Origin of the sequence: Sulfitobacter sp. 1A12056 (assembly GCF_043558125.1) — a bacterium.
Taxonomy (GTDB): Bacteria; Pseudomonadota; Alphaproteobacteria; order Rhodobacterales; family Rhodobacteraceae; genus Sulfitobacter; species Sulfitobacter faviae.
The window spans coordinates 517,038-541,576 of the sequence record NZ_JBIFFY010000002.1; the positions used below are offsets into that span (position 1 = coordinate 517,038).

The window sequence follows — 24,539 nt, forward strand, 5'->3', positions numbered from 1 at the left end:
TAACAAAGAGATAACGATGACTGATAAAATTCTACGCTGCCGGGACGTACAGGAGGTGACAGGTCTCAGCAGGTCCACGATTTACCGGATGATGGATCGGGACGACTTCCCGAAGGCTACCAAGTTGGGCGTTCGCGCCATCGGCTGGCGGCAAAGCGCTGTGGATAGCTGGATCGAGGGGCGGTGCCATGACTAACAAGTCTGAAAGCAAAAGCGAGGTGAGGTATCTCCCCGTTGGCAATTATTCTCTTCAGGGAAGCATCAGCCAGGAGTTCATCTTGCTGGGATATATGAACTTCCCATCAGATATCCGGAGCGCCCACCACTTTGCCCACGTAATCAGTAAAGATGCGATTGGTGTAGAGAGTGGCGATTTCACGGACCACTCGGCTGTCGCGAGATTGATCATAAACAGCGCGCGCAACAAACAAAAGCAAGCTGAACTATCTGGTCATATTGCTTTGGCCATGACGGAACTCTTTGCGAATCAACGTCGTGTCAGTTTGACGCGAGCTATGCACTTAATTGAAAAGTTCGCTGGAGACACTGACGCTGAGTTCAAGTATGGCCTTCCGCTATCAAAACGATCAGTCCGAGAAGCGTTTAAGGATTTTGGTAATGTTTCCCACTTCTGGGCGGCAATGATAGCGTATCCTGACTTGTATCTCGGAATGTTTGAAAGTTCGGAAAGGTTCAACGATTTTTTAGCCATGTCAGCCTGCATTCAGGGTTTCCTCGCAGACCATCTTGATCCACAGACCTCATGGAACCCTTGGCGTGTTCCGCCGGAATTCGCTTCGCCTGAAACGATGCACATTCCTTCGCTTCTTAATGCTGAATACTTAGATCACGCGGACGCTTACAGGAAGTCAGGGGGTGCGTAGTTGCGGCCTCCACCCTGATACCTGAGGGGACGGTATGCCATCTTAGCCCATGTGTAATCATGGAGCGAAGCATGAAATATCTCAATCTGAACCAACTCTCCGAAAAGATGGGTGGCCGCTCGCGGTCCTCACTCTATCGCGACGTCGATGAGAAACGCATCCCCGCACCGATCAAAATTGGCAGCCGCCTGTACTGGGTTGAAAGCGCAGTAGATGACGCAATCGCCTCTGCCCAACAGCACGCCGCCTAAAAGAAAACCCCAGCCGTACGAGGACGAGCCGGGGCGAAATTTCTTTTCAGCGGTGAACAAGAGATAGCGCGTTTGGCCGGTCCTTTCAACAAGAAAGGAAAACGGCAATGAACATCAAAACAGACTTCGGTGTCAGCACCGACCGCCCACCCGCAAACGCTCTGCGCGTCGAGAAGTGGAGCGACATGCCCAAAGGCACCGCTCCGGCCCGCTATGAGGTCGTGGCCGAAGACGGGACAACAAAGACCTTCACGTTGGCAAAGGGCAATCGGATCATCCTTGATGCGCTGATCCAGCAACCTGTTTACTGCGCCAGCCCGGTGCGCATCTCTGACCGGGTGTGCATCCTGCGCCGTGACTACGGGGTGCCGATCACGAAAGAGATGTACTCAAACGATACCGCGACAGACCGGGCCAAATTCGGGGTGTATTTTCTCAGCGGCAGCGTGCGCCGGATCGATGGGGGTGCAGCGTGATTATGGCCCTTAAAATCCAGATTGTCCGCTTGCAACGCCTCTATGGCCTGACCGCTACCCAAGCCCGCCTCGTGGCTGGCCTGCACTACGGGGAGGGCGTTTGATGGACGGGTTGCATATGCCCGCGAACGACCGGGGCCATAGCGCCTCGGTCAACCGCACCGCCTACCGTATCGATAGCGTATCCCGGTCGCTGGGATACTGCCTCCTGCTGGATGACCTCGACGCGTGGCTTGGCCTTTCCGCCATCCTGCGCGCCCGTCTCAACACGACAGAGCGGGCCGCGTTGGCCTATGTGGCGCTCAAAGCTTTGCTGCCACAGGATGCGAAGGCTGTCGCAGAAGCGGCGCTGGGAGGCGCTATTCCCTCGGCAGCGGGGCAACCCATCGCCCCCCTGTTCAACCACATGGACGAGGCAGCATTCTGGGCTGATATGGCGGCACCTGATGAGCGGGAGGCCTATTGCCTCGCCAGCTTCAAGGCGATGCCCTACGAGCGCCAAGCGGCCTTCCTCGACTTCGTTCAGGGGAGGCTGGCAGCTTGACGCGCGATTTCACAGCAATGGCAGTGCAACTGGATCAGCACCGGTCTGAACATCTGTCCGGCACTCACCGCTTGCCGACGCCTTACATCTGGCAGGACCCCAGTAGCCTGCCCCGCCGCCCGTGGGTCTATGGGCGGCACCTTCTGCGCAAACAGGTCGCCGTGACGGTTGCCCCCGGTGGGGTGGGCAAGTCCTCTCTGACCATCGTTGAGGGGCTGGCAATGGTTTCTGAGCGGGAACTGCTGGGGGAATGGACCGCCAAAGGCTTGAACGTCTGGCTCTATAATCTCGAAGACCCGCGCGATGAGATGAATCTGCGCATTACAGCGGCCATGCAGCACCATAATGTGCAGCCTGACGAGGTCGAAGGGCGGTTGTTCGTTGATACCGGTCGCGAGCGCGAGCTTTGCACTGCCATGCAGACCCGTGAAGGCGTCGTAATCGTAAAGCCTGAGATTGAGGAGCTAGCGCGGGAAATTGCTGAACGGCAGATTGACGTGATGATTGTTGACCCGTTCGTGTCGTCTCATCAGGCGGGTGAGAATGACAATGTCGCCATTGATCTCATCGCCAAGGAATGGGCGCGTCTGGCGGACCGGTGTAACTGCGCAATTGAACTGGTTCATCATACCCGCAAGACCAACGGCGTAGAAGCGACAACAGAGGACAGCAGGGGCGGTTCTGCTCTTCTGGCGGCTGCACGGTCTGGGCGGGTACTCAACCGCATGACAGCGGACGAGAGAGAGCAAGCGGGCATCCTGCCTGATGACCTCACCACCTATTTCACCGTGACCCGCGACAAGTCCAATCTCGCCCCCGTGGGCAAGCGCACATGGCGGCGCATGGCCTCTGTCGAATTGGCAAACGGGGAAAGCGTCGGTGTGGCCGAAGTCTGGGAATGGCCGGATACCTTCGACGGCTTCACTAGCAAAGACCTGCTGGCAGTACAGCATGCCATTGAGGGCAAGCTTCCGCGCTACTCGGATCAGTCGGGCAAGGATTGGGCCGGGGTGATCGTTGCCGAGGTGCTGGGGCTGGACGCTACGAATGACAGGCGTCGGATCAGGAGAATGATCGAGGCTTGGCTGCATTCCGGGGCGCTCATCAAGTCGCCGATCATCGACGGAAACAGACGCACTCGGCCCTGCTTGGAGGTCGGTGAATGGGCATCCGAATGAACTGCTACACCACCCCTAAAACAGTGGTGGAGCGAGGTGGAGCAAATACCCCCCTGCACCACTGCTACACCACCCCTCCCCCTAAAGGGGGGGAGGGTGGTGGTGGAGCGCTTGGTGGTCTCCCTGAGGTGGCGGAGCAAATCGCCGGGTTCAGACCCCGCACACATTCTCAGAAAGGGCATGTACTATGAGTAAGAGCGACAACCGAAACAGCGGCGCGAAAACGGAAGGCCGGAACGCTGACGGTACATTCGCACCCGGTAATCCCGGCAAACCCAAAGGATCACGCCACAAGGTCACACAGGCCATTGAGGCGATGCTGGAGGGTCAGCAGGAGGCCTTGACGCAGGCAGCCATAGACAAGGCGCTGGAAGGGGATGTCACGGCTCTGCGCCTCTGTCTCGACCGGATCGCGCCTGCCCGCAAGGATGCGCCGGTATCTTTTGCCCTGCCGGAGATTGAAACGGCAGAGGACGCAGCGAAGGCCGCAAGAGCCATTCTCAAAGCAATCGCAGAGGGTGACGTCACACCGCTGGAGGCTGCGACCGTCATGGCCGTGGTCGAGCAGTTCCGCCGCACCTTGGAAACCACAGAGATTGAGCGCCGGATAACGGCATTGGAGGCAAGCAGATGACGCTACTGACTCGACTAAAGAAAATCGAAAACGAGAGCGGCTTGAGCGCGGCGGTGCAGCCGAACTGCATCTACCTCTGCGCCATGTCCAAAGACCCGGCAGTTTTGCCCGATCCGCAGGTTGCAATCCTCCTGAGGGGTAAGGTGCGCGATGACGTCTCGCGCCTCCCCGATGAAAGCGCCGACGCGTTCCGCGCGAGGGTCGAGAATCTGTTGGAGCAGGAGCAAGTTCAAGGTGAAAAACAGTGACACAGAATCCCATTTTTGATAATATAATCATGAGTCTAAGCTGCATTTTCGAGACAGAAGGAAGAGGTGACAAACATGTTCGATAATAACAGCGGAAGGAGCTTTTTTGACCTTTCCATCAATCCGAATAGCACGCCGGACATGCTCGATCAGAGGCGCAAACTTATCGCGTCGATGATTGGCAATATGGGTCAGGCTCAAAGCGTTGGGCAGGGGTTTGGGCAGTTGGCGACGGGTGTAGTCGCGGGCATGCAGAAACGGAAGATGGATCAGTTTGAGAGCAAGGCGAGAAAAGACGGCAACGCGCTTTTTAGCCGGGCTGCGGAAAGCGCATCTTCTACAGCGTCGCAAGGGGACGGGCCATTCAACTTCGGCCAATCCAGTATGTTCGGGCTGAATAAGCAGAAAAGCCCCTTCCCAAGCTTCTTTGGCGGTGGCTGGGGTCGTGATTAACGAAAGCCCGTGCGGGGTCGCGCGGTATTTGGCAACAAATGGAAGGCACGGATATGGGTAACGAAATGAATGAGCTTGCACAGCAGGCAAGACGGCAACAGGGTGGTTTGACCGATGAAGAAATCATCGCAATCCTTGAGGCCGAGGCAATGGCGGCGCAAGGAAGCAAAGAGCAAACCATGACGCTACAAGAAATCGTTGCTCAGAAAGCTGTGGAGCGCAGCCAGAAGGGTGGCGGCGATTTGGCTTCTCTTATCGAGGCAGCGCGAGCCGCTAGGACATCGGCCCCGCAAACCAACATGGTTGAACAGTCCATGAGCGGTGTGAACGAGGGCATCGGTTCTGCGCTGGGTTTTCCCGTTGATGCAGCGACTAGCCTCATCAATGGTATGTTCGCAACGCCACAATACGCGCCTGAAATGGTCGCAGGGCCGGACGGTTTTCCTGAGCCCGACCCCAACGCCCAAATCACTCAAGGCAGCCGAATTGAAAGCCCAGTTGGTGGGAGCGAGACATTCCTGAACCTTTTGGCCCCCACAATCTCCGACAGGCAGCCACAGACTACTGGACAGCGGTTTGGTCGGCGCATTGGCCAGGAGGCAGGTGCGATGGCAATTCCCGGCGGTGCCGCTATGCGGGGAGCTAAGGCACCCCTTGCGCTTGGGGCAACAGAAGCGGCGAGCGCAGTTGGCGCGGGTGCAGCCGGTCAAGCTGTGCAGGAAGTAGCCCCCGGCAACGAAACAGCAGACATGATTGCGTCCATAATTGGTGGGCTTACCCCTGTCGGCGCAGCGCGCAGCCTGCGGCCCGGAGCCAAGGCCCCGACCATAGATGAACTCAAAGAGCGCCAGAGCGCCGCGTACAGGGCTGTTGAGGCGTCTCCGGCGCAGTTGACCCCGGAATCCACCCAGCGCCTACAGGAGACCATTTCTGAACGCTCCGCGCGCGATGGAATGGACCCGTACCTTGCCCCTAAGGCATCCCGTACTGCTGATAAGATCAAACAAATGATGACGCCCCGTATCGCGGAGGTTGAGAAATCACGCCGCCTTGTCGGACGCGATGTTGCCGGGGCGATTGACCCGAGTGAAAGCAGCATCGGGATGGGCATGAAAGATGAGATTACGCGATACCTCGACAATCTTTCGCCTGATGACGTGACAGGCGGCGACCCTACTTCTGCGGTGGCATCTCTGCGAGAAGGTCGGGACATGACCCGACGCATCAAGAAAAGCGAAGACATTGACCAGCGGCTATACAAAGCTGAGAACCGGGCGGCGACCAGTGGGACGGGCGGCAATGAGGTCAATGCAATCCGCCAGAACATTCGGCAGATTCTTGATGATCCTCGCAAGAAGCGCAACTACAGCACGGAAGAAATCAAGGCGATGGAAAGCATCGTTCGCGGTACAACAACACAGAACGCACTTCGTATGCTGGGGCGGTTCTCACCCACCTCGGGTACGCTCCCCGCAATGGCGGGCGGGGGTATGCTTGCGGGCGCAGCGAGTTCAGCAAACCCCCTTCTAGCCATACCTTCACTTGCCGCGATGGCTGCGAAAGGAGGGGCTGAACTAGCGACAAAACGCGCTGTCTCTGACTTGGGTAGCTTGGTCCGCAACGGGGGGCCGGTTGCCAAGAAGCGAACTAGTCAGGACGAGACACGTGCAATGATCTCTTCCTTGCTCGCCCAGAGCGCCGCACAGCCACAATAGCGTAGATCCATGAAGCGCCTATGCAGCCCGCCAAGTAAGGCCATGCCGCAGGCCATAAAAGACCGGCACCGACGGCCCACAAGCCGACGATGCCAACGGTCAGTTCGGTGTTCCAATGTTTCATGGGTACGACCTCCGTTGGTTGGCACCAGCATGGGGTGCCGTCACTTCCAAAGCAAGGATAAGCTGCAATGAGATATGAAGGACAGGAACCCTTCCAACGCCCAATGCGCCCCGACCGAGTGGAAATGATACGCCAGACGGTGCAGGCCGTTGCGCTGGATGAAGTGGGCAAAAACCTCGCCAAGAAGTCGGAAAGCTTTGCTGATTATCAAAGCTGTATCGCATGGACGGTCTATGGCGCGCTGGCAGACCATTGGCCCGATACGATGATAGCTGAGTTACAAGCTGGGCTGGCCGACGCGGAGAAGGTATGTCGATCCGAGTTCGAGCGCTGCCAACGACCGTTTTCTAACGGGAAATAGCGGGTGCTGACTGCTGTTATAACAGGGGAAATACAGCGCTAGGGGCAAAATTAACCAGCTATCGGATCGGCTGTTACCTGAGCTGAGTTTTCCTCGCATCTGTTGTTATTGAGCAAGGGTGCGGAAACGCCACGCTACATTGCAGCGTGGCGTAACAATACCTCGGTTGTTAGGAGTGAGGGGACGGAGCCAGCATTACTGGCTGTCGTCTACAACCAAGGTAATCTCACCGGAGTTGGCAGAGTTCACGGCGACAACTTGATCAACCGAATATCCTTCGGCTTCCAGCGCGGACATCAACTCTGCGTTCGCTTCAATTTCCGTGCGCAGGTCAGCAATGCCATCTTCTTGCTTGCTCAGAGCATTGTCCAAAGCACTTGCGTTCTCGGCAGCTTCACCTTTCAACTCAGATAGCAGCGTAATTGTCGCCTCGGCTTCTGCGTCAAGGCCGGACACAACGTCGGCAGACACGTCGGAAGTCTGGAGAGCGGAGATCAGCTGCCCATAGTTCAGGCTCTGACCATTTGAGTTGCCCTGCGCTGAAGCTGTTGTATTACCAGCCGCATTAGTGGAAACATCTGCGCCTACACTGCTGCCAGCGCCAGAGCTGCCGCTGGTTCCTGCACTAACGTCAGCGCCCGCTCCCACGCTGGCACCAACATCAGCGGCCCCATCTGTGCTAGCTGTCTGAGCGAATGCCGCTGTAGAAACTGTCGTCGCCATTAGGACGGACATCAGGGATTTCATATTCATTTGCATAGTGGTTCCTCCTTCATTCTGCCCATAGGGATACGGGCAGGGTAGAGCTAGAACTTCGAATGGGTGCCTTGGTTCCGGGGTGCTCTTATCGCTTGGCGAGATAGCGCTGAAAGTGTCTAATCTAGGCACCTTTCGTCCTACAGAGCAGATCAACGACGATCCAGCTGACACTTAGAACTCATGGCCGCAAATTGGTCACAATTACTATTTATGCGCCCCTGAGCCGCCAGTGCCAATCCACCGGTATTTGGTTTGCCGGAACGGCCTCGCCGCTTTTGCAAATCAATATTTAAACGCACGTGTAAGTATATATTTCCATGCCAACCAACCAAAACAAACTCTCATTGCAGATAGCTAGCGCCCTCTTCATCGTATTCGGTGCAGGCTTGCTGAGCCTTATTCTCGTCGGAGCAAACGCGATCAGGTTAGGAGATGCCACTGCTCTCGCTCGAGAAGAACGTTTTGCCTCTCGAAATCTTGCGGAGGCGATTGCTGCTATTCCGCAACAACAGCAGAGCGCAACTGTTTGGGATGACGCCGTGGAGAATGTTGCTGCTCGTGACGAAAAGTGGATGAATGAAAATCTGGGCGGTTGGATGCAGGACTACTTCGGGCATCATGAAAATTATGTGCTTAATAGCAGGGGTGATGCTCTATTTGCCTCTGTGTCCGGAAAGATCCGTGCACCTGAAGCTTTTTCCAAACGCGCCGATTTTATTGTACCACTCGTAGCAAGGCTTCAGGATGTCATGGCGAAAGCCAGCCTAGGACAGGACAATCCTTATGAAGCGCTCGCTGAGGTCGCCGTTGTTGCGCCGCTTAAGTTCGACGACCAAGTGGCCATCGTCAGCGTTGTGCCTATCATCTCTGACTCGGGCAACATTAGGCAGCTTCCGGGTACTGAATACCTGCATGTGGCTGTGCGTTACATCGACGGGCCACTTGCTCAGGAGATTGGCTTACCCGTAGAGCTTGAAGGTATCGCCTTCAAAGCCGCCTCGCCGACCGAAGAGTTGGCGGGTGTGCCTTTGAAAGGACCATCTGGCGAGGTTCTTTCATGGCTCGTCTGGAACCCTGAGCGACCAGCAGCAGACCTGTTTGCGAAGATATTGCCGATGCTGTTGGCGGTAGGACTGACTGGCGGTATCTTCCTCCTGTTGATTGTCCGCCGCTTGTTGCGGGTGTCTCGTGAACTAGAGGCCCGTGAACAGCAAGCACTCATCGATATACAAGCCCTTAAGCAGGCTAGGAGAGAAGCCGAAGCTGCGGATCGCGCTAAAGTGAATTTCATGAGCATAGTGAGTCATGAGTTAAGAACGCCTTTGACCGTCATTTTGGGCTATGCACGGCTCGGCAAAAACCTGAGCCAGATGCCTCCTGCGAAGCGACTGGATGTCATTCTCCAACAGCAGGATATTGATGCGGAGCTTGTCAAAGGCAATGTCGATGAACTGCTGCAATCCGCAACGACTGGAATGGAAAAAATATCGAGGTCTGGCGAACATCTTCTCTTCTTGGTCAACCAGTTGCTCGACTACGCTAAAATGGAGACCGGTCGGCTTGAGGTCGACCCAGAGATTTGTGACGTAAAAGAGGTTCTCGACCCAGTTATCGACCAAATGAAAATTCTGACCGAGCAAAAGGGATTGGAATTGGAGGCTGAAATTCCTTCCTGTCTTATGGTCGCGGATGTGACTCGCACACGACAGATCATCATAAATTTGATGGGAAATGCGATCAAGTTCACCGATTCGGGTAAAGTGTCAGTGGCAGTCACCGTGTCAAAAGAGAAGGTTCATATAGATGTCCGGGACACCGGCTCGGGCATCGAAAACCATGAACTCGAGAGAATCTTTGAAGCATTCCATCAAGCCGACCTTTCGTCGTCGCGCAGTGCTGCCGGGACCGGCCTCGGCCTATCGGTCGCGAGAGAGCTCGCTCGGCTGGAAGATGGAAGCATCGACGTAAGCAGTGAAGTAGGTGTGGGCAGTGTATTCACCCTGTCACTCCCGAGAGAAACATCTCAGTCGTTGAAGGAAGCGGCCTAATACCTAGCCTGACCTAGTCGATTGCGCTGCTACCCTCTCAGATCATACCGGCTATGTCCTCCACAACTTGCACGATAGTGGCTATAGAAGGGGGCTGCGAAGCATGACGCGCCACCAAAAGACTGGACTGCCTTATGATCAAACTCCTACACGTTGATGACGAGGCGGATATTCTCGAATTAACCAAACTGTCTCTGGAGCTTTCTGATGATTTTGATGTCGTCAGCTGTTCATCCGGAAAAGATGCGCTTCTCGCGATAGAGCAGTTCATACCGGACGTCTTTCTGCTCGACGTGATGATGCCGGGTTGGACTGGTCCGGAAACCTTGGAGAAGCTCTGGGCGATTCCGAGCCTCAAAGATGTTCCTGCAATCTTCATGACTGCCCGCGTGAGTTCGGGGAGTTGCGCCGAGCTATTAGCTACTGGAGCCAAAGAAATCATTGCAAAGCCGTTCGATCCGATGACTTTGGGCGCGCAGATTAAGTCGGCCATGATCAAGTAAGTTAGTAAACTGGGTTAGCCGGGCGGGTTCTAATGCCTACCGTGATGCCATGGGTGCTCCTGACGGAATCCATTGTTCGAGCCAGCAACACATTTCCGGAAACTAGTTAGCAAAACACCGCAGAAAAGTATCGCAACATTGGAGAAATCCCGCTTCCGGTGTTGTGTTACATTCCTCCGGTCTTGTCGTACTCAAACTCGGGTGTAACGGGGAGAAGCCGACTGATTTATTGATTGGCCTCCGCACACAGGCTGTTTGATCACCATACTTTCTCAGCAATGAATCCGCTGCCGGGGCCGTTTTCATCAGCCAAGGAAATCTTCTACCGGGCTGGTCTCAAAGTCCGCCAGTGCCGCACCAAGTGCATCCTCATCCGTGGGAAATAGCTCGTCCCATACAAAGCTGGTTGCCTTCGCGTTGACCACCTCCAACGTCCAGAGGGTTTCCTCCCCGCGATAAATCCTGATGTCGAAGTAATGCCCCTCCACGATGAGCGACTGGCTCAGCGGGCTGTCGATGATGGCAATGTCAGTCCTTCCCTTTACCCTTGGTATCCGGCCCCAAACCTTCCTCAGCAAAACGTATCCCTTCAGGCCCACCGTTTTTGGGTACAAATATAACGCCCTGCCCTTCGAAATATTGCCGCAGTTGGATTCGCGTGGAGCGGCTCGGGTTCCCCCCAACCTTTTCGGCGGCGTTAATAGTGTTCCGATTGAGACCCGTTGCTTCTGACAATGCAGGATTCGAAAGGCCGAGAGCGGCTTTTGCGAGTCTAATTTGCAAGGGCGTGATGCTGTCGGACATGGATACTCCTGTGTGTAATGTGCTATTAGCCTAATAATAGGTTGACAGCACTATGCTAATAGCCTAATTATGGGCTATCCAGTTAAGCAAGGCAAGGGATTTGAAACATGACAACCGCAGCCCAATACAATCGCAAAGCAATCATGATCGCCGCTTGGGAAATTGTCCGCAAAGCTAAGGTGGCTCTCTACGGGTTCCGGGTGATCATGCGCCGCGCCCTGAAAGCTGCATGGGCCAATGCCAAGCACGAACGGGCAATGGAAGCGCGACAGGAAAAGCAGGAGCAGGCATCGCCCGAAGTCACCCGCATTCAAAGCGAGATTGCCATCCTCGAAAGCAAGACCCATTGGGAGCAGCCCGACTATGCCCGCATTGGCGTCCTACGCGCTGCTCTGAGAGCCGCACAGGAGCATGAGGCCGCTGCCCCAGACTACGCCGCCAAGCGTGACCTGATCGCCTCCGCCGGTGGCCGCTTCTGCGCTGTCACATTCACCAAAGCCGACGGCACAGAGCGCACCATGCAGGTCCAGCCCGCGACCTTGCAGCGCCATGCCAAAGGCGATGCTGCCACAGAGGCCGGGAAACAGGCCGTACAGACGCGCAAAGCCCGCCACCCTCATCTGCTGCCGGTATGGGATGCGAAGGCTCACGCGCCACGCTCCGTCAATCTGGCGACCATTTCACGCATCGCGGTTGATGGGGTTGTCCACGAATACCGCGCCTGAACACGCAAGCTTGGCGGGGCTGATCCCCCGTCAGTTGAAACCAAAGGAGATTACCATGAACGACCTTGAAACAATCCGCTTCCGGCTCAACCAATTCGCAGAGAGTGCAGGGGATACCGCGCCTTCAATGATCCTAAGCGCAGATGGCGCACCAAGCCGGGAAATCATCGATTACTGCGACAAGCACCACCTGACGCTCGACTGGGCGCTCTTGGGGAATGGTCCGACCCATCGCAAGCCCAAAGCCCCCTTGCTGGCCGATGTCGAATTCGACGCAATCTTTTTGCACGGCTTATTGCAGGGCCTCGAGCTTCTGGTCAGTGAATCCGAAAGCGTGTCATCCCCTGCATCAAACGCCGCTCATGCCTTGGCACAAGAGGTGATCAGCAAGAGCGAGCGCTTGGCCGCTGACTTGTCCAGTCTGGTGGATGCCACCCCTAACGCACGGAAAGCGCAACTGGAGGCGAACCAATGAACACGAACCTCGCAGCCGCAATCTCCAACGCATACGACCTCAGCAGCATTCTGCGCGTTTGTGTGCGCTCCCTTGAAGGGAACGCGCCCGAGCAACCGGGAGACGGAGAGGCAACAGCGCACACGGTCAAGCTGGCCGGAAACATGGTGGGCGACCTAATCAGTACCCTTGAACTGGTTGAGCTGAGGGGTGAGCGCCTAGAACAGGACGCCAGCCAGAGAACAGGTGCCGTGCAGCTGCTGGATAAATGGAAGGCTGCCAAACACACCAGAGACGCGCTGATGCAAAAGCTACCTGACGGGGAGGCTGGTGAACCTGCCGAACTGGCCGAGCTTGATCAAAACATCGAATGGCTTGCTGAACGCATTTCGTGCTTTGAGCCGAAGTCAGACGCAGATGCCGCCGCCATGCTGGAATGGTGTGTCGAGGACTGCGCCGGTGAATTGCTGTGTGAGCAGTATCCGCGCGCTCAGAAGGCCGTGATTAGATACCTGCGGGCCAAGGCCTAACGAACCCGCCTGCGCCCCTCTGCCGGGGCGTGGGCAACGCGGTGGGGGCCGCATTGGAGACTGTCAGAAATGAACTGCTACACCAACAACCGGAACTGGTCCGACAGGTTCTTGCCTGAGATAAAGCAACTGATCGGCAGCTACCTGTTGGAAACCGCTACCGACCCATTTGACCATATCCAAGCCACCGACCTCATGATGCTTGATGCCCGCGACATGCGCGTTGCGGCACGGGTAAGGCGTCCCGGCTATGCACAGCGTTACCCCTACCAGTTCACCATACGCTCGGCAGTGGCATCTGGTGCTCAGACGGAGCTTTCCAAGATTGTGAACGGCAATGGCGACTGGATGTTCTACGGACATTCCAACGCCGACCAGACGGGCTTAGAGGCTTGGTGGCTGATCGACCTGAGGGCGTTCCGAGCCGCGCTCATCCGCAACCGGGTGAACTCTCCGCAAATCGTTATGGGCGACCAGCGCAATGCGGATGGGACGCGCTTCAAGTGGTTTGATCTTCGGTCGTTCCCTTCCGAGCCGCCGCTGGTAGTCGCTTGCTCTCGTCATCTGGGCTTCGAAAAGATGGACACGGGCGAACGTCCGTGATCATATAAGAAGAAACGCAGGGAACTCGCCGACCACACTACAACAGTTAGTGATGAAATTTCTGTGAACTGTTGGAAAGCTTATACGTTATTTACTATATTGAGTCCAAGAATGTAGATGCGCCAAAAGCATCTGTGAGAGAGAGGAACCGAAATGTCTGAGATGGTCTCTGTGAGTCGATCCGCGTTTTCGCGTGGGGTGACGGAAGTCCTAACCCTGAAGCCTCTCCGCGACGCTGCAAATGGCGCCGTGGGTCGAACTAAATCCCCCACTGAAACTCCGAAGTCAAAGACCCAAAAGATTGTAGTTGAGCGCAAGGGTGGCTCAAGCTGGCATGTCAAGCGAGCCGGTTGATCAAGGCAATTCGGGAAACAGTCAGGGTTCGGGTCATGATACCCGCATCCTCAACATCGATTCCCTACACCTTCATTCAAATGAAATAGATTCATTGAACAGACTTGCGCAAACGGACCCAGAGTTAGCAAGAATAGTAGTTAAACAAAAAGACCGTTTCGACAAACGCGAGCACGGGAGCTATCGTTTCGGCGTGATCTCCGCCCTGATGCTGGCGACCGTAGCCTTAGTTAGCTTGTCATTTGTGCTGATAGAGCTTGGAGTTGTCGCGACACTACTTCTCATTTTTGGCATTATGGTGATTGCGTTGCTCTTGCGGGTCTTGCTGACCGGTGAGTGGTCGGAAACTAGCTGGATAGGGCACTTTGTTACTGGCATAGTGTCCCTGTTAGGTGGCAAGCCAAAAGATACCTAAGCTAGGGCCTGAAGGGCTTCCGCAAGTGGCCAATCAGTCAGGACGAGGCTGATCATCGCTGGTGGTCATAAAGTAGTGGCCTCGCTTAGGTCGGGCTCACCAAACCGTCTCGAGCTACGCGGACGGCATTGTGTTCCCCCGGGGTTTCGCATCTCGCCTTACTAACCCGACAGATATAGTTGTCACTTTGCCTACCTATACAGAATGTAGGTTAGCCCTTGACTTTAGAAGATTTTTCCGGTCAACCCACGCTATGAAGATTGACTATCTGATTCCGTAGTCTATATTTCAAGTCAGGCAGTGCCTAGGAGGTCTCCGATTGGAGGCTGGCTTAAGGGTCCTTTTGGGGCCCTTTTTGCTTTTCTGGGAAGCAGCTGAATTTGATCCCGAGCGTTAGGCGCTCTTCTTCGCTTAGCAGGCAGTCTATGACTTTTTGGTTCTCTTTCATGAGGTGGAAGGGGCGGTACTTCTGATCGTATCCAGAGCGGCAGATGGGATACAGGTATAGGTCGGCCATCTGCATTGGCGGAGACGATTTTCGTTTGAACTTCAAGTCTAGCAGGCGAAAGTTGAGTTCTTCTGCGCTCAGAGGTGAGTACTTCTCCGAGCTTTGGGGTGAGAATGGCATGCCTTCTGTCTTCAGCCCTTTGAAGTATTCCCTTATCAAATAATCAGACTTTTTGTCGGTCTCTTCGACAAATAGCCGAATTCTGCGACCTTCTTGTGCCGCGTATTTCGCTGCCCGCTCGCAAATGACGGTGAAGGCGGTTTTGCATAACTGCCAGCGTTGGCGACCATGTTTCTCATAGTACCGGTCGTGATACCCCGGCCTATCTATTACGCAAGCCATGCCGACGCCGGGAAAACTGGTAACCAAGTGGTCGAGATCATGGAAAAATTCAGAGACTTCTGCTGGGGTGCTGTTGGATAGCCAAGAAAAGATCCCTGAGCGATGGCGGATTTTCACGGAATGGAGTGGCCCTTCCAGCTTCCATTTACGCATGAACTCAGCGTGAAGCTTTCGCGCTTGCGCATCTTTTTCATTCTTAAGTAGCACTCCACCCAAGCTGAACCAATCGCCGGATTTGCTTGTCGGTTCGGCATGGTCCGGATGCCGTGTTCCCGAGTCATCGATATAAAGGTCAAAGAGGGGGAGTTTCTGCGCCATTGGGTGCAAACTCGTGCTCTCAGCGGAAAATATCAAGATGTAAAAAATTCGTCGCGCCTAGGTATCCAGCTTACACAAGGGGGACTGGGGGGTGGATTGGATTTCAATGGCGCACAAGACGCGTATATTTTTCAATCGCTTATCTCGGAATTATGGTGCCCAGGAGAGGACTCGAACCTCCACACCGTTGCCAGTACTAGCACCTGAAGCTAGCGCGTCTACCATTCCGCCACCTGGGCACGTATCGTGTGGGGTGCTCTAAGGCTCAGCCGGGTGACTGTCAATCGCAATTTATGCGAAAATCGGAAAATCCTGCACGCGAGGCGCTGCAACCGGGGGTTTGGCCTTGTGACAGGGGCGGCGCGCGGGTACATCCTGTCAGAGAATTTATCTACAGGAGCGGCAGAATGTCTAAGCTGGTCACGATTTATGGCGGTTCGGGGTTTGTCGGACGCTATATCGCGTATCGCATGGCCAGAGCTGGTTGGCGGGTGCGGGTGGCGGTGCGCCATCCCAACGAGGCGCTCTTTGTGCGGACCTATGGTGTGGTCGGCCAGGTCGAACCTGTTTTGTGCAACATCCGCAACGATGGCTCCGTGGCCGACGCGCTGCGCGGCGCGGATGCGGTGGTGAACTGCGTGGGCATTCTGGTCGAGACCGGCAAGAACAGCTTTGACGCCGTGCAATCCGAAGGGGCCGAGCGTATCGCCCGCATGGCCGCCGCCGAAGGGATCGGTCATTTCGTCCATGTCTCTGCTATCGGCGCGGATATGGAGGCCGAGAGCGACTATGCCCGCACCAAAGGCGAGGGCGAGGCGGCCATTCTCAAACATATGCCCCATGCCGTGATCCTGCGACCCTCGATCATGTTCGGGCCAGAGGATGAATTCTTTAACCGTTTTGCAGGCATGACCCGCAGCGGCCCGATCCTGCCGGTCGCCGGTGCCTCGACCCGGTTCCAGCCGGTGTTCGTCGATGACGTGGCCAAGGCGGCGGAAAAAGCACTGGAGGGGCAGGTCGCTTCGGGCGTCTATGAACTCGGCGGTCCCGATGTGGATACCTTCCGCGGGTTGATGCAGCGCATGCTTAAGGTGATTCACCGCCGTCGGTTGGTGCTCAACATGCCGTGGTTCCTCGCCAAAATCGTCGCCTTCGGGTTCGATATGGTGCAGACGGCTACCTTGGGGCTGTTCACCAACAAGATGCTGACCCGCGATCAGGTCAAGAACCTGCGCAAGGACAATGTCGTAGCGGAAGACGCGCGCGGCTTTGCCGAGCTTGACATCACCCCCACCGCGATGGATGCGGTGCTCCCCGACTATCTCTGGCGGTTCCGGCCCTCGGGGCAATATGACGCCATCAAAGCATCGGCACGTAACCTGCGGCAGGGATAATGGAACAATCGACCACTCTGATCGCCGCCTTTCTGGGTTTGCTGGAGGGGCTGACAGAGTTCATCCCCGTATCTTCGACCGGGCATCTTTTGTTGGCCGGTCATTTTCTGGGTTTCGAAAGCGCCGGACGAACCTTTGAGGTCGTGATCCAATTGGGCGCGGTGCTCGCGATCTTGACGGTCTATTCCGCGCGGCTTTGGGCGGTCTTCTCGGCAGCACCCCATGATCCGCAGGCGCGGCGGTTTATCTGGTCGGTGCTGTTGGCCTTCCTGCCAGCGGTCGTGATCGGCGTTTTGGCGCATGACTTTATCAAAACGGTCCTTTTCGAGACGCCATTGCTGATTGCCGTCATGTTGGTGCTGGGCGGGGTGGTGCTGTTGATCGTAGACCGCATCGCACCAGCGCCGACCCATTCCGACGCGACCAAATTCCCGCTTTCCATGGCGTTTAAGATTGGGGTGATCCAATGTCTCGCCATGGTGCCGGGCACTTCGCGGTCGGGCGCGACGATCGTCGGGGCTTTGTTGTTGGGGGCCAGCAAACGTGCTGCGGCGGAGTTCTCTTTCTTTCTTTCGATGCCGACGATGGCGGGCGCTTTCGCCTATGACATCTATAAGAACCGCGATGTGCTGGATGCCTCGGCCATGGGGGAGATTGCCGTGGGCTTCGCCATGGCCTTTATCTCTGCCGTTTTCGTGGTGCGTTGGGTGCTCGATTACATCAGCCGCTATGGCTATGCGCTTTTCGGGTGGTGGCGAATCCTTGTGGGCGGGGTGGTTATCCTCGCGCTTTGGGCTGGGTTTTAGTGGGTAGGTCCGCATCGGACCTTAAATGATGCATAAAAATGATGGCCGAGCCTCCCATTTGCTCGGAAAGAAGTAAATAGGTCAGCATTGGTGTCTTTTATTTACTTTGGCGCTCTCGTATACGAGCCTCCTGACGGAATTTGTCGAAGGAACGGGTATATGGCGAAGCAGGTCATGCTAAAATTTACAGACGTTGCGCGGGATATGCCCGAAAAACGCCCGCCCGATTTGCGCCGGACGGATTTCGATGAAATTTACGCTGAATATGCGGATGCCAAAGCGGCAGAGCAGTCGAGCCGGTGCAGCCAATGCGGCGTGCCCTATTGCCAGACCCATTGCCCCCTGCACAACAACATCCCCGACTGGCTGCGCCTGACCGCCGAGGGGCGTCTGCAAGAAGCCTATGAGATCAGCCAGGCCACCAACACCTTCCCCGAGATCTGTGGCCGTATCTGCCCGCAGGACCGCCTCTGCGAAGGCAACTGCGTGATCGAACAGTCGGGCCATGGCACCGTCACCATCGGCTCGATCGAGAAATACATCACCGATACCGCTTGGGAGCAGGGCTGGGTCAAACCCGCCGCCCCGCGCGAAGAACGGCCCGAAAGTGTCGGCATCATCGGCGCAGGCCCGGGCGGTCTGGCGGCGGCGGATATGCTGCGCCGCGCGGGCGTGCAGGTCACCATCTATGACCGCTACGACCGGGCCGGCGGCTTGCTGACCTATGGCATTCCCGGCTTCAAGCTTGAGAAAGACGTGGTTGAGCGCCGCAATGCGCAGTTGGCCGAAGGCGGCGTGACCTTTGAGTTGAACTGCGATGTCGGTGTCGACATCAGCTTTGGCGCGATCCGGGGCAAGCATGACGCCGTGATCATCGCCACCGGCGTCTACAAAACCCGTGAGATCGAAGCCCCCGGCGTGGGTGGTTTCGGCGTGGAGCGGGCGATCGACTTCCTCACCGCCTCCAACCGCAAGAGCTTTGGCGACACGGTCGAAGAATTCGAGAATGGCCGTCTGAATGCCGCGGGCAAGAAAGTCGTCGTCATCGGCGGCGGCGACACCGCGATGGACTGTGTGCGCACCTCAATCCGACAAGGTGCGGAAAGCGTCAAATGCCTCTACCGCCGTGACCGGGCCAATATGCCGGGCAGTCAGCGCGAGGTGCAAAACGCCGAGGAAGAGGGCGTGATCTTTGAATGGCTGAGCGCGCCCAAAGGCTTCGTCGGCGATCCGGTGACCGGTGTGATGGTGCAAAAGATGCGCCTCGGCGCGCCTGACGTGACCGGGCGCCAGTCGCCTGAGGTGATCGAAGGCGCCGACTATGTCGAAGAAGCCGACATGGTGATCATGGCCCTCGGCTTTGAGCCCGAAGACCTGCCGACGCTTTGGAACGAGCCGGAGCTGCCGGTCAACCGCTGGGGCACGATCAAGGCCGATTACGTCACCGGGGCGACCGCGCTCGACGGGGTCTATGCCGTGGGCGACATCGTGCGCGGGGCGAGCCTTGTGGTTTGGGCGATCAAGGACGGGCGCGACTGCGCGCAGGCCATCCTTGACGATTTCAACGGCGCGCAGCGCATCGCGGCGGAGTGATGGTATCGGGGCGGCCTGCCGCCCCGCCCCCTGCGGCGCTGCCCGAGACCAAGAGTGAAATAGACGTGACGCCCGACGGCCCTGCCTTTGCCGCAGCGCACGAGAATAAAACCAAGGCCCAAGTCAAAGCAGGATTTGCGGCGTTTGTGGAAGGAACCAAGCCATGACCAAATATGATGACGCCTGGGTGGCCCGCGAAGAAGCCAAACGCGCGATGATGGCCGAAAAGGGCATGTATAGTTTCGAGGAAGAGCATTCCTCCTGCGGCGTGGGCCTTGTGGTCAACATCAATGGCGAAAAGACCCGCGAGGTTGTGGTCAACGGGATCAACGCGCTCAAGGCGATCTGGCACCGCGGCGCGGTCGACGCCGACGGCATGACCGGCGATGGCGCGGGCATCCATGTGCAGATCCCCGTCCCCTTCTTCTATGAACAAGTCCGCCGCACCGGCCACACCCCGCGTGAGGACGAGTTGATCGCCGTGGGCCAAGTCTTCCTGCCGCGCACCAATTTCGCCGCGCAAGAGACCTGCCGGACCATCGTGGAGACCGAAGTTCTCCGCATGGGTTACTACATCTATGGCTGGCGGCATGTGCCGGTCGACATCTCGGTGCTGGGTGAAAAGGCCAATGCGACCAGGCCCGAGATTGAGCAGATCCTGATCTCCAACGCCAAGGGCGTGGATGAAGAGACTTTTGAGCGTGAGCTCTACGTCATCCGCCGCCGCATCGAGAAAGCCGCCATCGCGGCGCAGGTGCCGCAGATGTATATCGCTTCGATGTCCTGCCGTTCGATCATCTACAAGGGCATGATGCTGGCCGAACAGGTGGCGGAGTTCTATCCCGACCTAAAGGACGACAAATTCATCAGCGCTTTCGCGATCTATCACCAGCGCTATTCCACCAACACTTTCCCGCAGTGGTGGCTGGCGCAGCCCTTCCGCATGTTGGCCCATAACGGTGAGATCAACACCCTCAAGGGCAACATGAACTGGATGAAGAGCCATGAGATCCGCATGGCGAGCGCGACCTTTGGCGAGATGGCCGAGGACATCAAGCCGATCGTGGCCTCCGGCTCCAGCGACTCCGCGGCACTCGACTCGGTCTTCGAAGTGCTGGTGCGCGCGGGCCGCTCCGCGCCGATGGCCAAGACGATGTTGGTGCCGGAATCCTGGTCCAAACAGGCCGTGGAACTGCCGCAGGCATGGCGCGACATGTATTCCTATTGCAACTCCGTCATGGAGCCTTGGGACGGCCCCGCCGCCCTAGCGATGACCGATGGCCGCTGGGTCTGTGCCGGGCTTGACCGCAACGGGCTGCGCCCGATGCGCTATGTCGAAACCTCGGACGGCATGTTGATCGCCGGGTCCGAGGCCGGGATGGTGCCGCTGGACGAGGCGCGCGTCGTGGCCAAGGGCGCGCTTGGCCCCGGGCAGATTATCGCGGTGGATATGGCAGAGGGCAAACTCTTCCATGACACTGAAATCAAAAACAAACTGGCCGCCAACCAGCCCTTCGGCGAATGGGTCGGCAAGATCACCGAGATGGATGGCGTCCTTGCCGGTGTCACCGAAAAACCGCTGTTCGAAGGGGCCGAGTTGCGCCGCCGTCAGGTGGCCGCGGGCTATACCATCGAAGAATTGGAACAGATCCTCGCGCCGATGGCCGAGGACGGCAAGGAAACGCTGGCCTCGATGGGCGACGACACGCCCTCGGCGGTGCTCAGCGGCCAGTACCGCCCACTGAGCCATTTCTTCCGCCAGAACTTCAGCCAAGTCACCAATCCGCCAATCGACTCCTTGCGCGAATTCCGGGTGATGAGCCTCAAGACACGGTTCGGCAACCTCAAGAACGTGCTCGACGAAGACAGCTCCCAGACCGAGATCATCGTGCTCGACAGCCCCTTTGTGGGCAATGCGCAGTTCGATGAGCTGATGGCCCAGTTCAAGGTGCATACCGTCACCATCGACTGCACTTTCGAGCCCGGCAACGGCAATCTGAGCGCCGGTCTGGCGCGCATCCGGGCCGAGGCGGAAGACGCCGTGCGCTCGGGCGCGGGGCATCTGGTGCTGACCGATCAGCACAGCGGTGCTGACCGCGTGGCGATGCCGATGATCCTTGCCACCAGCGCGGTGCACAGCCATCTCGTGCGCAAGGGGTTGCGGACCTTTACCTCGCTTAACGTGCGTTCGGCGGAATGTGTCGATCCGCATTACTTCGCCGTGCTGGTCGGCTGCGGTGCCACGGTCGTTAACGCCTATCTGGCCGAGGATTCCCTCGCCGATCGGATTGAGCGCGGATTGCTGGACATGACCCTGACGCAGGCGGTGCAGAAATACCGTGAGGCGATTGACCAAGGTCTGCTCAAGATCATGGCGAAGATGGGGATTTCCGTGATCTCGTCCTATCGCGGTGGTCTGAACTTCGAGGCAGTGGGCCTGTCCCGTGCCATGTGTGCCGAATACTTCCCCGGCATGACCAGCCGCATCTCGGGCATCGGTGTCGTCGGTATCCAACGCAAGGCCGAGGAAGTCCACGCCAAGGGCTGGCAGGGCGACGGGGTCGTGATGCCCATCGGTGGCTTCTACAAGCTGCGCCGCTCGGGTGAGAAACACGCTTGGGAGGCGAGCAGCATGCATATGCTGCAAATGGCCTGCAACAAAGCGTCCTACCAGATGTGGCAGCAGTATTCGAAAAAGATGCAGAGCAATCCGCCGATCCATCTGCGCGACCTTTTGGACATCAAGCCGCGCGGCAACCCGGTGCCGTTGGAGGAGGTGGAAAGCATCACCTCAATCCGCAAGCGTTTCGTAACGCCGGGCATGTCGCTGGGGGCGCTGTCGCCCGAGGCGCACAAGACACTGAACGTGGCGATGAACCGCATCGGCGCCAAATCCGACAGCGGCGAGGGCGGCGAAGATCCGGCGCATTTCGTGCCGGAGGCCAATGGTGACAACCCCTCGGCCAAGATCAAACAGGTCGCCTCGGGCCGTTTCGGCGTGACGGCGGAGTATCTGAACCAGTGCGAAGAGTTGGAGATCAAGGTCGCGCAGGGCGCCAAGCCCGGTGAGGGCGGCCAGCTTCCGGGCATGAAGGTCACCGACCTGATCGCACGGCTGCGGCATTCGACGAAGGGGGTGACCCTGATTTCGCCCCCGCCGCACCATGATATCTACTCGATCGAAGACCTCGCGCAGTTGATCTACGACCTCAAGCAGATCAACCCGCGCTGCAAGGTAACCGTTAAGCTCGTCGCTTCGAGTGGTGTTGGTACAATTGCTGCCGGCGTCGCCAAGGCCAAGGCCGACATCATCCTGATTTCGGGCCATAATGGCGGCACCGGGGCATCGCCTGCGACCTCGATCAAATATGCGGGTCTGCCGTGGGAGATGGGCCTCACTGAGGCGCATCAGGTTCTATCGATGAACAACCTGCGCGATCGGGTGACGCTGCGCACCGACGGCGGGCTGCGCACCGGGCGCGACATCGTCATGGCGGCGATGATGGGGGCCGAGGAATATGGCATCGGCACCGCCGCACTCATCGCCATGGGCTGCATCATGGTGCGCCAGTGCCAGTCCAACACCTGCCCCGTCGGCGTCTGCACGCAGGACGAAGCGCTGCGCGGCAAGTTCACCGGCAATGCGGATAAGGTCGTTAACCTCATCACCTTCTACGCGCAGGAGGTGCGGGAAATCCTCGCCTCCATCGGGGCGCGCAGCCTTGATGAAGTGATCGGCCGCGCCGACCTGCTGACGCAGGTTAGCCGAGGCTCGGCGCACCTTGATGATCTCGACCTGAACCCGCTGTTGATCACCGTCGATGGCGCGAATGAGAACGTCTATGACCGCGACAAGCCGCGTCAGGTCGTGCTCGACACGCTGGACGCGCAGATCGTCCGCGATGCCGCGCGCTTCCTTGAGGACGGTGAGAAGATGCAACTGTCCTATGCCGTCCAAAACACCCATCGGACCGTCGGCACGCGGGTGTCGAGCCATATCGTCAAGCGCTTCGGGATGCGCAATTCGTTGCAACCGGACCACCTGACGGTGAAGCTGACCGGCTCGGCTGGGCAGTCGCTGGGGGCCTTCGCGGCGCCCGGGCTCAAGCTCGAAGTCTCGGGCGATGCCAATGACTATGTCGGCAAGGGTCTGTCGGGCGGCACGATCGTGGTGCGGCCTTCGATGGCGAGCCCCGTGGTGGCGTCGGAGAATACGATCATCGGCAACACGGTGCTTTATGGTGCGACGGCGGGCTATCTCTTTGCCGCGGGCCGGGCGGGCGAGCGTTTTGCTGTGCGCAACTCGGGCGCGCATGTGGTGATCGAAGGCTGCGGCAGCAACGGGTGCGAATATATGACCGGCGGTGTGGCGGTGATCCTTGGTGAAATCGGCGCGAACTTCGCTGCCGGGATGACCGGGGGGATGGCCTATCTCTATGATCCCGAAGGCTCGGCCCATAAGTTGATGAACGCCGAGACCATCGTGACATGCCCAGTCAGCGTCGATCATTGGCTCGATCAGTTGCACGGTCTGCTGGAACGCCATGTCGCCGAGACCAAGAGCCGCAAGGCCGCCGATATCCTTCAGCATTGGGAGACCGAGAAGCACAACTTCTTGCAGGTTTGCCCGAAGGAGATGTTGGTGCATCTGCCCGCGCCGCTCAGCGTGGAAGAAGCCGCGGTTCCGGCGGAGTAATCTTTGCCCCGCGCGGCTCCGGTCGCGCGGGGAGGGCCATCGGCTTGCTTCCGGGCCGGGGTGGTAGACGGAACGGGATGCGCTACCTCCTCCGCATCGGAGGACTCCATGCATAAAATTCTGATCGCCCTCGCCTTAGTCACCGGCCTTGCCGCTTGCACCGACACCGCCCCGCGCGGCGGGGGTGACATCCTCGTCTTGGGCGACTCCATCATGGCGTGGAACGGGGGTCGGGCCATCCCTGATGTCATCGCCAGTCAAACGGGTCGCAACGTCACCAGCCGCGCCGTGCCGGGTGCTCAGTTCGACAATGCCTCGACCGTGGCCTCCGCCGTCGGCTTTGACATCCAGCAGCAGTTCCCCGGCGGGCGCTGGAACTGGGTGGTGGTCAATGGCAGCGCGAATGACCTGAACGCCGATTGCGGCTGTGGCGCCTGCGGAGCCGCCGTCGATGCGTTGATCGCGCCGGATGGTCAAAGCGGTAGCATCCCTGCCTTCCTGCAACGCCTCCGCGCTCAGACCGGCGCGCAGGTCATGTGGATGGGGTATTACGCAGGCTCCGGTTCGGGCGCCTTCGCGGGCTGCCGTGATGATCTGGTCGAAATCGAATCCCGCATCGCCCGCTTCGCTGCGCGCCGCCCCGGGGTCCATTTCGTCGATTCCGAAGATGTGATCGACCGGGGGGATCGCGGGCTCTTCGCTCGCGACAATGTGCACCCCTCGGCCCGAGGCTCTGCCCGGATCGGGGCCTACCTCGCCCAAGAGATCACCGCGCGTGAGAGCCGTTCACAAAATCCCGCAGACGGCCTATAGCTGATC

At 57.9% G+C, this 24,539-nt stretch carries 27 protein-coding genes and 1 tRNA gene; 23 read left to right on the forward strand and 5 right to left on the reverse strand.

Annotation, left to right across the window (positions count from 1 at the left end; translation table 11 throughout):
• The first annotated feature begins 16 nt into the window (after positions 1 to 16).
• The 11 genes from ACGYLD_RS06845 to ACGYLD_RS06895 all read left to right on the forward strand — a co-directional run bounded on the left by ACGYLD_RS06845 (position 17) and on the right by ACGYLD_RS06895 (position 6,868).
• Positions 17 to 196 (forward strand): helix-turn-helix transcriptional regulator, encoded by a 180-nt coding sequence (locus ACGYLD_RS06845; RefSeq protein WP_394401780.1) that lies wholly within the window; start codon positions 17 to 19, stop codon positions 194 to 196.
• On the forward strand, positions 189 to 884 hold the full coding sequence (locus ACGYLD_RS06850) for a hypothetical protein (protein ID WP_394401783.1): 696 nt from the start codon (positions 189 to 191) through the stop codon (positions 882 to 884). The genes ACGYLD_RS06845 and ACGYLD_RS06850 overlap by 8 nt, the downstream gene beginning before the upstream one ends.
• 71 nt (positions 885 to 955) lie before the next feature.
• Positions 956 to 1,135 carry a helix-turn-helix transcriptional regulator gene (locus tag ACGYLD_RS06855; protein ID WP_394401786.1) on the forward strand — a complete coding sequence of 60 codons (180 nt, stop codon included), beginning with the start codon at positions 956 to 958 and terminating at the stop codon, positions 1,133 to 1,135.
• A gap of 107 nt (positions 1,136 to 1,242) precedes the next feature.
• The gene (locus ACGYLD_RS06860) at positions 1,243 to 1,611 is read left to right on the forward strand and encodes a hypothetical protein (RefSeq protein ID WP_394401789.1); all 369 of its coding nucleotides are present in this window, start codon (positions 1,243 to 1,245) and stop codon (positions 1,609 to 1,611) included.
• A gap of 103 nt (positions 1,612 to 1,714) precedes the next feature.
• A complete protein-coding gene (locus tag ACGYLD_RS06865) occupies positions 1,715 to 2,155 on the forward strand; it encodes a hypothetical protein (protein ID WP_394401792.1) in 441 nt (146 codons plus the stop codon).
• Positions 2,152 to 3,333 (forward strand): AAA family ATPase, encoded by a 1,182-nt coding sequence (locus ACGYLD_RS06870; protein ID WP_394401795.1) that lies wholly within the window; start codon positions 2,152 to 2,154, stop codon positions 3,331 to 3,333. The genes ACGYLD_RS06865 and ACGYLD_RS06870 overlap by 4 nt, the downstream gene beginning before the upstream one ends.
• Before the next feature lie 187 nt (positions 3,334 to 3,520).
• Entirely contained in the window at positions 3,521 to 3,967 is a 447-nt protein-coding gene (locus ACGYLD_RS06875; protein WP_394401798.1) for a DUF5681 domain-containing protein, read from the forward strand.
• Positions 3,964 to 4,215 (forward strand): hypothetical protein, encoded by a 252-nt coding sequence (locus ACGYLD_RS06880; RefSeq protein WP_394401801.1) that lies wholly within the window; start codon positions 3,964 to 3,966, stop codon positions 4,213 to 4,215. Before ACGYLD_RS06875 ends, ACGYLD_RS06880 begins: the two co-directional genes overlap by 4 nt.
• A 75-nt stretch (positions 4,216 to 4,290) precedes the next feature.
• A complete protein-coding gene (locus ACGYLD_RS06885; protein ID WP_394401804.1) occupies positions 4,291 to 4,668 on the forward strand; it encodes a hypothetical protein in 378 nt (125 codons plus the stop codon).
• Positions 4,669 to 4,721: 53 nt separating this feature from the next.
• Positions 4,722 to 6,383: a hypothetical protein gene (locus ACGYLD_RS06890; RefSeq protein ID WP_394401807.1), complete on the forward strand. Its 1,662-nt coding sequence runs from the start codon at positions 4,722 to 4,724 to the stop codon at positions 6,381 to 6,383.
• Positions 6,384 to 6,574: 191 nt separating this feature from the next.
• A complete protein-coding gene (locus ACGYLD_RS06895; protein WP_394401809.1) occupies positions 6,575 to 6,868 on the forward strand; it encodes a hypothetical protein in 294 nt (97 codons plus the stop codon).
• 195 nt (positions 6,869 to 7,063) lie between these two features.
• Here ACGYLD_RS06895 and ACGYLD_RS06900 read toward each other — a convergent pair whose 3' ends face one another.
• Entirely contained in the window at positions 7,064 to 7,627 is a 564-nt protein-coding gene (locus ACGYLD_RS06900; protein ID WP_394401812.1) for a nicotinate phosphoribosyltransferase, read from the reverse strand.
• A 317-nt stretch (positions 7,628 to 7,944) separates the two neighbouring features.
• Here ACGYLD_RS06900 and ACGYLD_RS06905 point away from each other — a divergent pair, with 317 nt between their 5' ends.
• Positions 7,945 to 9,675 carry an ATP-binding protein gene (locus tag ACGYLD_RS06905; protein ID WP_394401815.1) on the forward strand — a complete coding sequence of 577 codons (1,731 nt, stop codon included), beginning with the start codon at positions 7,945 to 7,947 and terminating at the stop codon, positions 9,673 to 9,675.
• A 134-nt stretch (positions 9,676 to 9,809) separates the two neighbouring features.
• Positions 9,810 to 10,178 (forward strand): response regulator, encoded by a 369-nt coding sequence (locus ACGYLD_RS06910; RefSeq protein ID WP_394401818.1) that lies wholly within the window; start codon positions 9,810 to 9,812, stop codon positions 10,176 to 10,178.
• A 305-nt stretch (positions 10,179 to 10,483) separates the two neighbouring features.
• Here ACGYLD_RS06910 and ACGYLD_RS06915 read toward each other — a convergent pair whose 3' ends face one another.
• Together ACGYLD_RS06915 and ACGYLD_RS06920 are read right to left on the reverse strand one after the other, a co-directional pair.
• Positions 10,484 to 10,666 (reverse strand): hypothetical protein, encoded by a 183-nt coding sequence (locus ACGYLD_RS06915; RefSeq protein WP_394401821.1) that lies wholly within the window; start codon positions 10,664 to 10,666, stop codon positions 10,484 to 10,486.
• 40 nt (positions 10,667 to 10,706) lie between these two features.
• The gene (locus ACGYLD_RS06920; RefSeq protein WP_394401824.1) at positions 10,707 to 10,982 is read right to left on the reverse strand and encodes a helix-turn-helix domain-containing protein; all 276 of its coding nucleotides are present in this window, start codon (positions 10,980 to 10,982) and stop codon (positions 10,707 to 10,709) included.
• A gap of 107 nt (positions 10,983 to 11,089) precedes the next feature.
• Here ACGYLD_RS06920 and ACGYLD_RS06925 point away from each other — a divergent pair, with 107 nt between their 5' ends.
• From ACGYLD_RS06925 to ACGYLD_RS06945, 5 genes are all read left to right on the forward strand, one after another.
• Positions 11,090 to 11,707 (forward strand): hypothetical protein, encoded by a 618-nt coding sequence (locus ACGYLD_RS06925; protein WP_394401827.1) that lies wholly within the window; start codon positions 11,090 to 11,092, stop codon positions 11,705 to 11,707.
• Positions 11,708 to 11,762: 55 nt separating this feature from the next.
• A complete protein-coding gene (locus ACGYLD_RS06930; protein WP_067263889.1) occupies positions 11,763 to 12,182 on the forward strand; it encodes a hypothetical protein in 420 nt (139 codons plus the stop codon).
• Positions 12,179 to 12,691: a hypothetical protein gene (locus ACGYLD_RS06935; protein ID WP_394401830.1), complete on the forward strand. Its 513-nt coding sequence runs from the start codon at positions 12,179 to 12,181 to the stop codon at positions 12,689 to 12,691. Before ACGYLD_RS06930 ends, ACGYLD_RS06935 begins: the two co-directional genes overlap by 4 nt.
• A 69-nt stretch (positions 12,692 to 12,760) precedes the next feature.
• Positions 12,761 to 13,294 (forward strand): hypothetical protein, encoded by a 534-nt coding sequence (locus tag ACGYLD_RS06940; protein WP_394401833.1) that lies wholly within the window; start codon positions 12,761 to 12,763, stop codon positions 13,292 to 13,294.
• 334 nt (positions 13,295 to 13,628) lie between these two features.
• Positions 13,629 to 14,063, forward strand: a complete 435-nt coding sequence (locus ACGYLD_RS06945) for a hypothetical protein (protein WP_394401836.1) — start codon at positions 13,629 to 13,631, stop codon at positions 14,061 to 14,063.
• A gap of 331 nt (positions 14,064 to 14,394) precedes the next feature.
• On the opposite strand, the gene ACGYLD_RS06950 is transcribed toward ACGYLD_RS06945, so the two are convergent.
• Positions 14,395 to 15,231, reverse strand: a complete 837-nt coding sequence (locus ACGYLD_RS06950) for a DUF3800 domain-containing protein (protein WP_394401839.1) — start codon at positions 15,229 to 15,231, stop codon at positions 14,395 to 14,397.
• Between the two features lie 153 nt (positions 15,232 to 15,384).
• Positions 15,385 to 15,470, reverse strand: a tRNA-Leu gene (locus tag ACGYLD_RS06955).
• A 168-nt stretch (positions 15,471 to 15,638) separates the two neighbouring features.
• On the opposite strand from ACGYLD_RS06955, the gene ACGYLD_RS06960 reads away from it, so the two are divergent.
• The 5 genes from ACGYLD_RS06960 to ACGYLD_RS06980 all read left to right on the forward strand — a co-directional run bounded on the left by ACGYLD_RS06960 (position 15,639) and on the right by ACGYLD_RS06980 (position 24,533).
• Positions 15,639 to 16,625 (forward strand): complex I NDUFA9 subunit family protein, encoded by a 987-nt coding sequence (locus tag ACGYLD_RS06960; RefSeq protein ID WP_271692771.1) that lies wholly within the window; start codon positions 15,639 to 15,641, stop codon positions 16,623 to 16,625.
• Entirely contained in the window at positions 16,625 to 17,431 is an 807-nt protein-coding gene (locus ACGYLD_RS06965; protein WP_271692772.1) for an undecaprenyl-diphosphate phosphatase, read from the forward strand. The genes ACGYLD_RS06960 and ACGYLD_RS06965 overlap by 1 nt, the downstream gene beginning before the upstream one ends.
• A 159-nt stretch (positions 17,432 to 17,590) precedes the next feature.
• Positions 17,591 to 19,024, forward strand: coding sequence for an NAD(P)-dependent oxidoreductase (locus ACGYLD_RS06970; protein WP_271688733.1), 1,434 nt, complete (start codon positions 17,591 to 17,593; stop codon positions 19,022 to 19,024).
• A gap of 163 nt (positions 19,025 to 19,187) precedes the next feature.
• On the forward strand, positions 19,188 to 23,720 hold the full coding sequence (gene gltB / locus ACGYLD_RS06975) for a glutamate synthase large subunit (RefSeq protein WP_276153810.1): 4,533 nt from the start codon (positions 19,188 to 19,190) through the stop codon (positions 23,718 to 23,720).
• Between the two features lie 108 nt (positions 23,721 to 23,828).
• Entirely contained in the window at positions 23,829 to 24,533 is a 705-nt protein-coding gene (locus tag ACGYLD_RS06980; protein ID WP_271692775.1) for an SGNH/GDSL hydrolase family protein, read from the forward strand.
• Positions 24,534 to 24,539: the final 6 nt, after the last annotated feature.

What these genes read in the sequence shown, in the direction of transcription:
- ACGYLD_RS06845 (WP_394401780.1), top strand. Translation starts at nt 17, where the DNA reads ATGACTGATAAAATTCTACGCTGCCGGGACGTACAGGAGGTGACAGGT.
- ACGYLD_RS06850 (WP_394401783.1), top strand. Translation starts at nt 189, where the DNA reads ATGACTAACAAGTCTGAAAGCAAAAGCGAGGTGAGGTATCTCCCCGTT.
- ACGYLD_RS06855 (WP_394401786.1), top strand. Translation starts at nt 956, where the DNA reads ATGAAATATCTCAATCTGAACCAACTCTCCGAAAAGATGGGTGGCCGC.
- ACGYLD_RS06860 (WP_394401789.1), top strand. Translation starts at nt 1,243, where the DNA reads ATGAACATCAAAACAGACTTCGGTGTCAGCACCGACCGCCCACCCGCA.
- ACGYLD_RS06865 (WP_394401792.1), top strand. Translation starts at nt 1,715, where the DNA reads ATGGACGGGTTGCATATGCCCGCGAACGACCGGGGCCATAGCGCCTCG.
- ACGYLD_RS06875 (WP_394401798.1), top strand. Translation starts at nt 3,521, where the DNA reads ATGAGTAAGAGCGACAACCGAAACAGCGGCGCGAAAACGGAAGGCCGG.
- ACGYLD_RS06880 (WP_394401801.1), top strand. Translation starts at nt 3,964, where the DNA reads ATGACGCTACTGACTCGACTAAAGAAAATCGAAAACGAGAGCGGCTTG.
- ACGYLD_RS06885 (WP_394401804.1), top strand. Translation starts at nt 4,291, where the DNA reads ATGTTCGATAATAACAGCGGAAGGAGCTTTTTTGACCTTTCCATCAAT.
- ACGYLD_RS06890 (WP_394401807.1), top strand. Translation starts at nt 4,722, where the DNA reads ATGGGTAACGAAATGAATGAGCTTGCACAGCAGGCAAGACGGCAACAG.
- ACGYLD_RS06895 (WP_394401809.1), top strand. Translation starts at nt 6,575, where the DNA reads ATGAGATATGAAGGACAGGAACCCTTCCAACGCCCAATGCGCCCCGAC.
- ACGYLD_RS06900 (WP_394401812.1), bottom strand. Translation starts at nt 7,627, where the DNA reads ATGCAAATGAATATGAAATCCCTGATGTCCGTCCTAATGGCGACGACA.
- ACGYLD_RS06905 (WP_394401815.1), top strand. Translation starts at nt 7,945, where the DNA reads ATGCCAACCAACCAAAACAAACTCTCATTGCAGATAGCTAGCGCCCTC.
- ACGYLD_RS06910 (WP_394401818.1), top strand. Translation starts at nt 9,810, where the DNA reads ATGATCAAACTCCTACACGTTGATGACGAGGCGGATATTCTCGAATTA.
- ACGYLD_RS06920 (WP_394401824.1), bottom strand. Translation starts at nt 10,982, where the DNA reads ATGTCCGACAGCATCACGCCCTTGCAAATTAGACTCGCAAAAGCCGCT.
- ACGYLD_RS06925 (WP_394401827.1), top strand. Translation starts at nt 11,090, where the DNA reads ATGACAACCGCAGCCCAATACAATCGCAAAGCAATCATGATCGCCGCT.
- ACGYLD_RS06930 (WP_067263889.1), top strand. Translation starts at nt 11,763, where the DNA reads ATGAACGACCTTGAAACAATCCGCTTCCGGCTCAACCAATTCGCAGAG.
- ACGYLD_RS06935 (WP_394401830.1), top strand. Translation starts at nt 12,179, where the DNA reads ATGAACACGAACCTCGCAGCCGCAATCTCCAACGCATACGACCTCAGC.
- ACGYLD_RS06940 (WP_394401833.1), top strand. Translation starts at nt 12,761, where the DNA reads ATGAACTGCTACACCAACAACCGGAACTGGTCCGACAGGTTCTTGCCT.
- ACGYLD_RS06945 (WP_394401836.1), top strand. Translation starts at nt 13,629, where the DNA reads ATGTCAAGCGAGCCGGTTGATCAAGGCAATTCGGGAAACAGTCAGGGT.
- ACGYLD_RS06950 (WP_394401839.1), bottom strand. Translation starts at nt 15,231, where the DNA reads ATGGCGCAGAAACTCCCCCTCTTTGACCTTTATATCGATGACTCGGGA.
- ACGYLD_RS06960 (WP_271692771.1), top strand. Translation starts at nt 15,639, where the DNA reads ATGTCTAAGCTGGTCACGATTTATGGCGGTTCGGGGTTTGTCGGACGC.
- ACGYLD_RS06965 (WP_271692772.1), top strand. Translation starts at nt 16,625, where the DNA reads ATGGAACAATCGACCACTCTGATCGCCGCCTTTCTGGGTTTGCTGGAG.
- ACGYLD_RS06970 (WP_271688733.1), top strand. Translation starts at nt 17,591, where the DNA reads ATGGCGAAGCAGGTCATGCTAAAATTTACAGACGTTGCGCGGGATATG.
- gltB (WP_276153810.1), top strand. Translation starts at nt 19,188, where the DNA reads ATGACCAAATATGATGACGCCTGGGTGGCCCGCGAAGAAGCCAAACGC.
- ACGYLD_RS06980 (WP_271692775.1), top strand. Translation starts at nt 23,829, where the DNA reads ATGCATAAAATTCTGATCGCCCTCGCCTTAGTCACCGGCCTTGCCGCT.